At 44.0% G+C, this 12,356-nt stretch carries 11 protein-coding genes; 4 read left to right on the top strand and 7 right to left on the bottom strand.

Features of this window, described 5'->3' with window-relative positions; all coding sequences use genetic code 11:
* Nucleotides 1–3: 3 nt before the first annotated feature.
* The 3 genes from HGH47_RS03820 (at nucleotide 4) to HGH47_RS03810 (ending at nucleotide 1,696) form a co-directional block, all read left to right on the top strand.
* On the top strand, nucleotides 4–192 hold the full coding sequence (locus tag HGH47_RS03820) for a hypothetical protein (protein ID WP_006188395.1): 189 nt from the start codon (nucleotides 4–6) through the stop codon (nucleotides 190–192).
* Nucleotides 193–351: 159 nt separating this feature from the next.
* The gene (locus tag HGH47_RS03815) at nucleotides 352–1,485 is read left to right on the top strand and encodes an SAM-dependent methyltransferase (protein ID WP_230974492.1); all 1,134 of its coding nucleotides are present in this window, start codon (nucleotides 352–354) and stop codon (nucleotides 1,483–1,485) included.
* Nucleotides 1,486–1,543: 58 nt separating this feature from the next.
* Nucleotides 1,544–1,696 carry a hypothetical protein gene (locus tag HGH47_RS03810; protein ID WP_212566626.1) on the top strand — a complete coding sequence of 51 codons (153 nt, stop codon included), beginning with the start codon at nucleotides 1,544–1,546 and terminating at the stop codon, nucleotides 1,694–1,696.
* 123 nt (nucleotides 1,697–1,819) lie between these two features.
* On the opposite strand, the gene HGH47_RS03805 is transcribed toward HGH47_RS03810, so the two are convergent.
* The 7 genes from HGH47_RS03805 to HGH47_RS03775 all read right to left on the bottom strand — a co-directional run bounded on the left by HGH47_RS03805 (nucleotide 1,820) and on the right by HGH47_RS03775 (nucleotide 9,257).
* A complete protein-coding gene (locus tag HGH47_RS03805; RefSeq protein ID WP_212565606.1) occupies nucleotides 1,820–2,644 on the bottom strand; it encodes an EFR1 family ferrodoxin in 825 nt (274 codons plus the stop codon).
* A 149-nt stretch (nucleotides 2,645–2,793) separates the two neighbouring features.
* Nucleotides 2,794–4,077 carry a hypothetical protein gene (locus tag HGH47_RS03800; RefSeq protein ID WP_212565605.1) on the bottom strand — a complete coding sequence of 428 codons (1,284 nt, stop codon included), beginning with the start codon at nucleotides 4,075–4,077 and terminating at the stop codon, nucleotides 2,794–2,796.
* Between the two features lie 120 nt (nucleotides 4,078–4,197).
* The gene (locus HGH47_RS03795) at nucleotides 4,198–5,478 is read right to left on the bottom strand and encodes a hypothetical protein (protein WP_212565604.1); all 1,281 of its coding nucleotides are present in this window, start codon (nucleotides 5,476–5,478) and stop codon (nucleotides 4,198–4,200) included.
* 12 nt (nucleotides 5,479–5,490) lie between these two features.
* Entirely contained in the window at nucleotides 5,491–6,021 is a 531-nt protein-coding gene (locus HGH47_RS03790) for a hypothetical protein (RefSeq protein ID WP_212565603.1), read from the bottom strand.
* 246 nt (nucleotides 6,022–6,267) lie between these two features.
* Nucleotides 6,268–7,611 carry a butyryl-CoA:acetate CoA-transferase gene (locus HGH47_RS03785; protein WP_212565602.1) on the bottom strand — a complete coding sequence of 448 codons (1,344 nt, stop codon included), beginning with the start codon at nucleotides 7,609–7,611 and terminating at the stop codon, nucleotides 6,268–6,270.
* 8 nt (nucleotides 7,612–7,619) lie between these two features.
* Nucleotides 7,620–8,399: an enoyl-CoA hydratase-related protein gene (locus tag HGH47_RS03780; RefSeq protein ID WP_212565601.1), complete on the bottom strand. Its 780-nt coding sequence runs from the start codon at nucleotides 8,397–8,399 to the stop codon at nucleotides 7,620–7,622.
* Between the two features lie 18 nt (nucleotides 8,400–8,417).
* Entirely contained in the window at nucleotides 8,418–9,257 is an 840-nt protein-coding gene (locus HGH47_RS03775) for a 3-hydroxyacyl-CoA dehydrogenase family protein (protein WP_212565600.1), read from the bottom strand.
* A gap of 326 nt (nucleotides 9,258–9,583) precedes the next feature.
* Here HGH47_RS03775 and HGH47_RS03770 point away from each other — a divergent pair, with 326 nt between their 5' ends.
* Complete coding sequence (locus HGH47_RS03770; protein WP_432910468.1) at nucleotides 9,584–12,304, top strand: efflux RND transporter permease subunit; 2,721 nt, start codon at nucleotides 9,584–9,586, stop codon at nucleotides 12,302–12,304.
* Nucleotides 12,305–12,356 lie beyond the last annotated feature (52 nt).

Raw genomic sequence — 12,356 nt, 5'->3', positions numbered from 1 at the left:
ACTATGTCGAAAGCACATCGCGGAAAGGGAATTAAAAGCGTTCCCAATCATGGGCGGGGAACCTGCCCCGTAACCGGACAGACCGGAGTTAAGCTCTTGTATGAGCAGGAAATTGACGGAAAGAAAGTCAATATCTCTAAAGTCGGCCGTGCAATGCTGAAAAACAAGAAGGCCGCCGAAGCTAAGGCGTAAATAACACTACGCTGTGAACAAAAACGATCCTTAAAATTCAGCAGCCGAATAAAATATTAATTTTAGAGGATGCTGAATTCGTGCGCGAAAACGCTCGCTCTGTCGAGCGTTTTTTTATGCCCTATTGTTTTTGCCAATATAAAAGCGAATAATAGTATTATGATGAATTTGTGTAAAATTGCCGCTGCAAAACCTTATGGGACTATTTGTAAATTAGCCGGTAAGGCATGGATACCGGTGAAAGGTTTTGAATCGCATTTGGATGAAGAATTGGCTTTGCAGGCTCATGGTTCGTCCGGGCGTATGTGGCGATTTTCTTCCGCTTCCGAAAGCTATAGTGATTTTAAGTTGAACGATAGTACTGTTCAATCAAGCAAGCTTGTGTACTGTGAAGATATACGGCAGGAAGTATTTTGGAAGCAGCTGTGTTGGGAAGAACCGTTTGTGGTGCGGTTCCGCAGTATTGGAGAAGCTGCGGAGCTGTTGCGGGGGATTCAGCGGAATTGGGCGCACTATCCGCTTAGCTGTTTTAGGCGGGCGGAACTGATCGGAGAAAAACTGCCGTATATCAGCAAAAAAGAAAAAACGTTTCCTTATACCGTGTCGCTTGCCGGTATGGGGGTGTGGTCGCTGTTGGATGAACATACGCTGGTTGCATCTGCAAAAACATCTTCCCCGTTTCCGCTCGGTGTTATCCGCTTTACCGAAGACCATCAAAATCCGCCGAGCCGCGCCTATCTTAAATTATGGGAAGCCTTAACCCTGTTAGACTTTTACTATCGGTGTGCTGCAGAGCAAAAGGGAGAGGCTGTTTCATCGGTAATACCGGTAGACTGGGCATTACCTCAGCGCGGCTCCCATTGTGTGGATGCGGGGGCCTGTCCCGGCGGTTGGACATGGGCGCTGAATAATCTGGGGGCAGAGATAACTGCTATCGACCGAAGCCCGCTGGCGGATTTTTTGATGCGTGAACCGCGGATTACCTTTATGCAGCATGACGCATTTACATTAACTCCCGAAAGTCTCGGTAAACAGGATTGGGTGTGTTCCGATGTTATCTGTTATCCGCCTCGCTTACTGGAATGGGTTGAGCGGTGGCGGGCAAGCGGCCTTTGTTCAAAATTCATCTGTACAATCAAAATGCAGGGGGCTCCCGATTTCGATACCATCCGCCGCTTTGCGGAAATTCCTCACTCAAAAATCGCTCATCTTACTGCAAATAAACACGAACTGACGTGGCTATGCGCTCCGTTTATCGATGGGGTAGGGGAAGCCGCATTAAATAATGGGTAATGCGATAATTGTAAATTATTCTATAAATTGCAAGAGGTATTGCCGTACAGAGAGCAGAATGGCTTTTGCCGATGGTAGAGCGCAAGGAATATCGCAAGGTTCTCGCCAAGCAAAGCTCGAAACAGCTAAGCTATTAAAACAGCTTGGTGATTCTGTACAGAAGATAATGCAGGTTACCGGATTAAGCAAAGCGGATGTGGAAGGAGCCTAAAAACGAAGCTTTCTCTATTTTATAGAGCACCATATTCCGCTTGGGAATACCGAGGAGCGCATTTATTCAGCACTTCCCCTTACATTTTCCGATATTGTCTATAATTACAAATTCGTCCGGTATTTACACAAAGAATTCCGAAGCCGCCGGGCGCGTATAGTTTTGTTCCAGCATAGCTTTATGCGACAGGAACAGCGGGTCGTCGAATGATTTTGCTTTTGTGTGGCAATGAACAATACAGGCCTGACACTTTATGCAGATGCCGGGGACTAACGAAACATCGTTTTTGTCGATGGAACCCATCGGGCATACGGCCGCGCAAACGCCGCAGTTGTCGCATTGCGCCTTATCGGTAACCGGTTTTGCCTTTAAAAAATTGACCGGCTTTCCGTCGGTTCCGAGCGGCACATAATAGGCGGTGAGCGCCTCGTTTCTTTTTATCGAAGTATTGGAGAGCGGCTGGCCTGATTGTTGAAGTTTTTCAAAAACGGTATCGGCAAAAGCGGCTATACGCTCCTCATCGGCAGCATCCGGCCGTCCAATGCCTACCTCGGCAAAAGCGTGTCGGCATACGACTGCACCGGCGCCGATTACCGAAAAATTATTCTTTTCCAACTCCATGTGAAGCTCGCTCAAGGAATTGTCAAAACTGCGGTTTCCAAAGGTAACCACCGCTATTGCGCGTGTTTGCTCCCCTTTAAATAGGGTTTGCACAAAGGGCAGTACCTTATTCGGAATGCGCCCCGCATACGTCGGCACGCCGAAAATGACCAAATCTTCAGACGAATACGTTCTGGTGTCGGCATGAGCCGCCGGCAGCGTAAAGTCATCCGATTCAACCGGCACGGAAAGTTTTTGCGCCAACCGACCGGCAATCAATTCGACTACCCGCTTGGTATTGCCGGTAGGACTAAAAAAAACCGTTTTTATGTTTTTAATTGATTGCATACTCTTTATCCTTTTTTGAAAAATTGCGTAAAGTTTTTAGCAATCATCCCCCGGCGCAGAGCATCGGAGAATGAACCCCTCCGCATGCATAACGCTTCATGCAGAGGGAATACTTCCTATCGAGAAAACTCGCTCTTCATATACCTCTATCAGTTTTCAGGCTCCAGTTCAATACGAGAACCGTCATGGGAATATTTATATGCTTTTCCGGTTGCATGTTCAAGCATATAAATTTGAGGGGGCGTTTTAAAATGCCATGTAAGGGTTGCCTCATCCTGCTCATACACATCCCTGCAAAACCATGTTTTTCCATCTCTCGTTGTCTGGTATAGTTGGTTTCCACGAGCCAATCGGATACGCTTCAGTTGCCCGCCGCCCTCTATTGGATAAGCTCCTATTTCAAGCCCGGTAAAAGATGCCTCACCCGGAACATCACACAGTATTCTACCTGTAATAAAAATATTCGTATCATTTTCAACCACATTAAATATTGAACGTGCATCAGGTTTACTGTAAATAATATGTGTATATTCAAGTTTTAGCGGACTCAAACTATGTACCTTGTATAACAGCCGATGACATGTTTCACCACCTACTACATTTACCTTGCAATAGACATTTTTTGCATCGGCATACTGATTCGTCAATTCAAGCGATGTTATAAACTCTTCCGGAACAGGGGTTATATTATTGTTACTAAAGAAACCGGTGGGGAAAACAGCATGGTACGGTATTTCTTGTACATATTCCTCATTGTCTGCACTGAGATTCACAAGCCAGTACACTCCTTTATTTTCCTTAGCGGGATAAAGGTCTTTATGTGAATCTGCTAATAACTGATATTTGCCCTCTCTGTAATGCATTCGGTTTACACCAGTTATCTCAATATCTTCCGTGGTAATATTACACTTTTTTACGATTGTTCCGCTTTGGTCAAGACGGCGAATTGCACACCCAATACCCCGGGCGCTATACGTTGCAATCCATAACGCTCCTTTTCCTCCTTCAGTATCATTAAAAGCAATAACTGTTTCGGGATGGCAGTCAAGATCGATAAAAGACATTTTTCCGCTGGCAGGATCAAGACGGGCAATATGATTACCGATAGTGGCTGAACAAATCCAAATACTACCGTGAAACTCCGCAATACCGGTAATCCATAAATCCGCATAGAACTTTTTTTTATCGTCTTTCACAAATAATTCATACACCTTTATCAGTTTCCCGCTCGCGCTGTCCCACACCTGTACCTGCGGTAAGTAATTACTTGCAGAAAGGATATACGAATCTTTCCATTCAAGAGGGCCGTAATCTATCTTTGTAAAAATCTTTTCATAATCTTCGGGGCCTGCCATCCTGTACATGGGACATGAAAGCAAGACGGCAGTAAGACAAACTATGCATAATGCAAAAGTTATTGTCTTTTGTTTCATCGCTCCCTCACTTCAATCAAATCTCCGGCAGCCGCATAGGTTTGCCATGTATAAGTCTTTGACCACCATCGGAGAGTCATTATCCACTGTTATATGAACATGGCTCTTCATATATCGCTATCAGTTTTCAGGCTCCAGTTCAATACGAGAACCGTCATGGGAATATTTATATGCTTTTCCGGTTGCATGTTCAAGCATATAAATTTGAGGGGGAGTTTTAAAATGCCATGTAAGGGTTGCCTCATCCTGCTCATACACATCCCTGCAAAACCATGTTTTTCCAGCTTTCGTTGTCTGGTATAGTTGGTTTCCACGAGCCAATCGGATACGCTTCAGTTGCCCGCCGCCCTCTATTGGATAAGCTCCTATTTCAAGCCCGGTAAAAGATGCCTCACCCGGAACATCATGCAGTATTCTACCTGTAATAAAAATATTCGTATCATTTTCAACCACATTAAATATTGAACGTGCATCAGGTTTACTGTAAATAATATGTGTATATTCAAGCTTTAGCGGATTCAAACTATTCACCTTGTATAACAGCCGATGACATGTCTCATCAATTACATTTACCGTGCAATAGACATTTTTTGCATCGGTATATTGATTTGTCAACTCAAAAGCTGATATAAACTCTTCCGGAACAGGGGTTATATTATTGTTACTAAAGAAACCGGTGGGGAAAACAGCATGGTACGGTATTTCTTGCACATATTCCCCATTGTCTGCACTGAGATTCACAAGCCAATACACTCCTTTATTTTCCTTAGCAGGATACAGATCTTTATAGGAACCGGTTAATAACTGATATTTACCCTCTCTGTAGTGCATTCGTTCAATGCCGAGTATCTTAATATCTTCCGTAGTAATATTGCACTTTTTTACGATTGTTCCGCTTTGGTCAAGGCGGCGAATTGCACACCCAATACCCCGGGCGCTATACGTTGCAATCCATAACGCTCCTTTTCCTCCTTCAGTATCATTAAAAGCAATAACTGTTTCGGGATGGCAGTCAAGATCGATAAAAGACATTTTTCCGCTGGCAGGATCAAGACGGGCAATATGATTACCGATAGTGGCTGAACAAATCCAAATACTACCGTGAAACTCCGCAATACCGGTAATCCATAAATCCGCATAGAACTTTTTTTTATCGTCTTTCACAAATAATTCATACACCTTTATCAGTTTCCCGCTCGCGCTGTCCCACACCTGTACCTGCGGTAAGTAATTACTTGCAGAAAGGATATACGAATCTTTCCATTCAAGAGGGCCGTAATCTATCTTTGTAAAAATCTTTTCATAATCTTCGGGGCCTGCCATCCTGTACATGGGACATGAAAGCAAGACGGCAGTAAGACAAACTATGCATAATGCAAAAGTTATTGTCTTTTGTTTCATCGCTCCCTCACTTCAATCAAATCTCCGGTAGCCGCATAGGTTTGCCATGTATAGGTCTTTGACCACCATAAATAAATCATTAAGTTTTGCATTAAATCCATAAAACGCAGTCATTTCGCCGAGCAAATCAGTGTTGTTTGTATGAACGGATCGGACAACAGGAGAGTCATTATCCACTGTTAAATGAGCATCGCACTGAACAACCGCTTTATCAGGATTATCACGAATCATTTGTTTTTCTTCTTCGCTGAGGGATTCCCAAAGACCTGCAAAAAGTTCATCCTCAGGAATTACAGATGCATCAACTGTATTCTCAGAACTAACCGCGCGTATTTTTCTCACATTTTCTTCAGGATTACGCAAAAATTGCTTAAAATTCGTTGTAGTATCTTTAGTAAAATAGGTTCGGGAAACTTCATCATCCGGAATAGTTGTATCGATTACAATAGACCCGCTTTGATTTCTTAGCGGTGATGAACACGAAACAAGTGCAAGCAATATAATAACTTGCAAAGAACATAAAAAAGCAGCGAGTTTTTTCATAAAACAAACCTCCGTTCATAAAATATCTTAATATATTCTAACACTCCCATATTCTACTGTCAATCTTACGCATAAATACAGGGGGATTCCGCATTATAAGGGCTGTAAGAGAATCTATAGAGACAATCTTCCCGTGTTTATAATGCAGAATATCCTTGAGCGCAACAGCCTTAAAGACCGTTGTCTCGTTGCCCTGCCTTAAAGACGGTATATAAGGCTGTTGAAAGATGGAAGTTCGAAAGTGTCCTACCGTTTATTGGAGCGCTTCCATATATGGAGCTTTTCCGCTTCGGCAATGAGTGAATCTCTAAAATCGGGGTGCGCGACCGAAATTAAGGCTTCTGCCCGCTGCCATGTCGATAAGCCCTTTAAGTTGACCTTTCCGTATTCGGTAACGAACCAATGGACATTGGTTCTTGTGTCCGTAACAACGGAACCCGGCGCAAGCGTCGGCCGGATACGGGAGGTAAGCGCCCCTGTTTTATCCTTAAAGGTGGACGAACAGCAGATAAAGCTTTTTCCACCCTTGGATAGATAGGCGCCCAATACGAAGTCGAGCTGGCCCCCCGCTCCTGAAATATGCTTGGTTCCCGACGTTTCGGCATTCACTTGACCGAATAGGTCGATATCCACTGCATTGTTGATAGACATAAAGTTATCGATTTGAGCAATCACCCGCGCATCATTCGTGTAAGAGACCGGTGCCCCCATACATGCCGGATTGTTGTGCACATAATCGTAGAGCTTTTTTGTTCCTGCGGCAAAGGCAAATACCTGCCGACCCGAATCAATCGCCTTCTTTGCGCCGGTTATTTTTCCGGCTTTGGCAATATCGACAAAGGCATCAACATACATTTCCGTGTGTACGCCGAGGTCTTTTAAGTCGGACTTTGCGATCATCGCGCCGAGCGTATTAGGCATCCCGCCGATACCGAGCTGCAAACATGCTCCGTTCGGAATTTCTTCGATGATGAGCTTTGCGACAGCCTTGTCTACGTCGGTCGGTTCACCCTTATCGACGAGTTCGTCTATCGGCGGATTATTCCCTTCGATAATCATATCAACATTGGAAATGTGAATCTTATCATCTACCCCGTTTACGCAGTTCGGCATATTGGTATTGACTTCCACAATGACGATATCCGCACAATCCGTAACCGCTTTGAGGTGCGAGGCGTTCAATCCGAAATTGAAAAAACCATCCTTGTCCATCGGCGTTGTTTGGAAAATCGATACGTTAAGGCGCTTAATATTTTCGTAATACCAGCGCGGTAATTCCGAATAGCGGAGCGGAATATAATAGCCGAATCCGCCTGTAATGGTTTTACGCTCATAGCCGGACATGTGCCAAGAATTCCACGTAAGATGAGCCGCCGGATCTTTTATTTTAAAAATTTCCGGCTCCCGTAATAGGACACCGCCTCTGATGTGGATGTGTTCAAGTTCGGGCAACCGCGCTGCAAATGCCTTATCGAAAGCTACAGGGGTATTATTTCCCCATCCATAATCGAGCCAATCACCCGACTTAACTACCTGCGCTGCTTTTTCCGCTGTGGTCAACTTTTGTTTGTATAACGAATGATAATCCATGACTATTCCTAACGATTATTGAATTTTTCAACCTTTTCTTTTTTGACAAAAGCGTTCATAGCCATTTTTTGATCTTCCGTTGCGAAACACTGCGCAAATTCTTCCGTTTCGATGGCGATTGCTTTATCAATGCTTACCTGCAAGCCTCTGTTGATAGTTTCTTTTGCCTTTTTAATAGCAAAGGGCGCTTTTTGGCAAATGGTCTGTGCCATAGCAAGAGTTTCCTGCATTAAAGCTTCCGGCTTTGTTACCTTATTGACAAGGCCGATTGCAAGCGCTTCGTCCGCTTTTACGGTACGGCAGGTGTAGATAAGCTCTTTTGCACGTCCCGCGCCGACAAGCCGTGCGAGCCGTTGCGTACCGCCGAATCCCGGCGTAATCCCTAAGCCTGTTTCGGGTTGAGCAAAGCGGGCAGTCTCTGAAGCGATACGGATATCGCAGGCCATTGCAAGCTCACAACCGCCTCCCAGTGCAAAACCGTTCACTGCGGCAATGACGGGGCAGTGGAAATTTTCTATGCGGAAAAATATCCCATCGGCAAACTGTGCGTATTGGGTCGCTTGTTTGGGGTCTTTATCTTTCATTTCTGCGATGTCCGCACCTGCTACAAAGCTTTTTTCACCGGCGCCGGTAAGAATTACCGCGTAAATGTTGTCTACTTTTTCAATCTCATCCAGCGCCTGATTAAGGTCAGTCAACACCTCGGTACTGAGCGCATTTAAAACCTGCGGTTTATTAATGGTAATTGTAGCGATATGCCCGTCTATATGAAATAATACCGTATTCATCTGTATACCTCCGCTTTGTTACTTTGAATAATCGTAAAAGCCTTTTCCGGTTTTGCGTCCGAGTAATCCACCGCGCACCATCTTACGGATAAGCGTACAGCAGCGATATTTGCTGTCGCCCGTTTCGCGGTACAATACGTCCATAATTGCCAACACAACGTCAAGACCGATCAAATCTCCGAGTGCAAGCGGTCCCATCGGATGATTTGCGCCGAGCTGCATTGCCGTATCGATATGTTCTGCAGTCGCGATACCTTCCTGCAGAATAAAAGCTGCTTCGTTAATCATGGGGATCAGTATCCGGTTTACAACAAAACCGGGTCCTTCCTGTACCTCAACGGGTGTTTTTCCCAAACTCTTAGCTGTTTCAATAATGGTGTTTTTTACTTCAACAGGCGTACTGATTCCTGAAATAACTTCTACCAACTTCATTCTATCGGCAGGGTTAAAGAAATGCATCCCGATAACGGGGTGTTTAATGCCCTTGGCAATTTCGGTAACGGACAGAGAAGAGGTGTTTGTTGCAAAAATGGCAGACTCTTTGCAAATACCATCCAATTCGGTAAAAAGCGTTTTTTTAGCTTCGCTGGTTTCCAAGATGGCTTCGATAATTAAATCACTGTCAGCCAAATCTTTGTATACGCCGGTCTTTAAATTCCCTTTTATGGTAGCGACTGCTTCCGCCGTTATTTTGCCTTTCGCGGCCAATTTATCGTAATTTGCTGCGATTTTATCTATTCCCGATTGCGCCCATTCGATTTTTAGATCGCATACCGTAACCTGATACCCGTTTGAAGCAAACGAGGCGGCAATTCCTTGTCCCATCGTGCCTGCACCTACAACACCGATTTTCTTCATAGCATAGCTCCTATACATACCATTTTGTAAAACCTACTGCCCGAAAAAGGTATCTCGGACAGTATCCGCCGGCAACGCCGGTAAAAAATGTCTTATAGACATCTCGAAAAACTTTGTTGTTTTTTCAGGAATGCCTGTCTTTAAAAACAAATATAGCATACCACAAAAGGTACCCAAAATAAAGCCCTGAATTGCGATTGAAATTTTAAGGTTCGCTCACTTCATTTGAAAATGATATTGACGATTACGGATAATTTAGTAGATTTTATAAGAAGGCTCAGAGAAAAAATACAGTAAACAAAAAAACGCATCGGTAGGTTACAAATATGAAATATGGGAAAAATTACGCATATACTGTGATAATGGTTATCGCAGCTATCACCGTGCTTTTCGGTTTTATGATTCCAAAAATCGATATGGATAATGAACTGCGTCACTTTTTCCCGGAAAAGCATCCGTCAAATATAAGGTTCAAGCAACTGACAGCGGATTTCGGCGATCAGTATGCAATGGATATCGTAATTGAAACAAAGGAAGATACGATCCTTCGCTCAGACTATGTTGCCGCCGTCAAAAATATTTCCGAAGAGCTTGCTTTAGTCGATAATGTTGTGAAAGTACGCTCTTTAACCAATATTGAGTTTATCACGGCAAAAGATGGTTCCCTTGTTGTAGAAACCTTGCTCCCCGAACCCTTTTCGGGGACTGCAGCGGAAATTCAGGCGATAAAACAAAAAATCTTTGAATGGCCGCATGCCTATCTCGGTACGATTATTTCCGATAATTTTAAAGGTGTGCAGATTGTCGTAACACTGTCGTCAATTTGTACCCCATCTGAAATCAGTGCGCTTTATAACAATACGGTAGAAATAGTCAAGCGGAATTTGCAAACGCTGAACGGGATGTCTTATAAAATTGCCGGTGATCCGGTACTTGCCGAATATGCAACGCTTTTTATGTATGCCGACTTGCGCAATCTTATTCCGTTAATCACAGTGGTAGTTTTATTCTGTTTGTTTTTATCCTTTAAGAATATTGAAGGAACAATTCTACCGCTGCTTGCGGTGCTTATCAGTACGGTATGGACAATCGGTACGATGGCTGTCTTGGGAGAGCCGCTCACGATTGTATCAAGCTGCTTGCCGGTATTGCTTATTGCCGTCGGTTCCGCTTACGGTATTCACATTGTCAATCATTATTATCAGCATCTTGAAATGCAGCCGCTGATAACTTCGCAGGAATGCCATTGCACCGCCGTTGCCGAATCGCTGAAAGAGATCCGCGCACCGGTATTGCTTGCAGGTATTACAACTATCGCAGGCTTTATATCTACCATCACCAGCCCGATAAAACCGCTAAAATCCTTTGCAACATTTAGCGCCTACGGTATTGTAATCGAATTGGTTGTCGCCTTTTTGCTCATTCCTGCATTGCTGGTACTGAAACCAATAAGGCTTGTACAAAAACAGCAAAATAGAATGAAGGTACATGCGGTAAAACAAAATGCACGACTTGCCGCGTTGGGAATAAAAATAGACGAAAAAGGACTGACACATAAGATTTATCTCTTTTTTAATCGACATCGAGCGGGATTTATCATTATGTTGCTTGTCATTATCAGCCTTTCGATATGGGGTATTCATCAGTTAAATATCGAGTCGGCATTTTTGGAATATTTCCCCAAGAATTCTGAAATACGCGAAGGCGTTTCCTATATAGACGACCACTATGTCGGCTCTACGGGATTCAGTTTGCTGATTGACGGTAAAAAGAAAGGCGCGCTCTGCGACCCAGAAATCTTAAAACAAATGGATGATCTTTCCGGCTTCCTCACCGATAATTATGCCGAGATCGGAACGATATTATCATTCTCCGATTTTATCAAGCGGCTCAATCAAGTGATGCATAAAGATATGCTGCCGGAATCTTTCGATGCAGCCGAGGCTGTCGATGAAAATTCACAATCCACCGAGAGTTTCTTTTCGGACACCGGAAGTTTCTTTACCGATTCCGATGCTGAACAAGACGGCGGAATGACGGATGTGTCTTCACCGGATAACCTTACGGCGCAAATCGTATCAAGTACGACTACTGAACCATCTTCTTTTGCCGCACGATATCGCGGAAAAACACTGACAACCGACGACGTGATGGAGCTTTTTATCGCTGCGTATGCCCAATCGGGAGGAAAGAACGTTACGCTTCCTGATTTTATGACCGCGCTGCAAAAAGAACTAAATTACAACGGAGCTGCTTATGATGAAATTCCCTACGACATTTCAAAATATCCGGTTGCTCATCGTGAGGAATTAAAAAATTTAATCTCACAGTATCTTCTATTGTATTCAGGTTCACTTGACGATCTGGTTGATGAACAGCTGGAGCCGTCAAAGACTCGTATGCAGATAATGATGCGTGTTCACGATACCGGCAAGATAAAAGCGGTTATCAACGCTGCCGAACAGTATGCACAACAACATTTTCCCGAAGGCTACACGTTGGAAGCGTCCGGACTTGGAGAGCTTGAAACCGCAATGACCTCGATGATTATTGATAGTCAGGTGTCGAGTTTGCTACTTGCTATTGTGATTGTGTTCTGTATTTTGTCTCTCTATTACCGTTCTCCGATTGCCGGACTTATCGGTGCGGTTCCGCTTGGTATTTCTATCCTTATGAATTTCGGCATTATGGGATTAGCCGGTATCAATCTTGATATGGTAACCAGTCTGGTAGCTGCGATCGCCATTGGAATCGGTATCGACTATACCGTTCACTTTATGAATAACTACCATAAAGAACGATTGAGAACAGACGATTTAACTGCGGTAACGGTCAATACGTTACAACTTTCGGGAAAGGCTATTATGGTCAATGCCGCATCAGTCGGCTTCGGCTTTGTTGTGTTGTGTTTTTCACGCTTTGTGGTGTTGCGATTTGTCGGATTTTTAGTTGCAGTTGTTATGCTGACCGGATCCGTCGCGGCAATGACGATTTTACCGGTACTGCTCAATATTTTTAAACCACGCTTTATGGCTGCCAACCGATGAACTTCCGTGTCCATCGGTTGATAGCGAATTTTGGCAACGCCAAAATATCGCT

Source organism: Treponema sp. OMZ 805 (assembly GCF_050937395.1).
Taxonomy (GTDB): Bacteria; Spirochaetota; Spirochaetia; order Treponematales; family Treponemataceae; genus Treponema.
The sequence above is the reverse complement of the archived record's forward strand: the minus strand, read 5'-3'. Positions and strand labels throughout refer to the sequence as shown.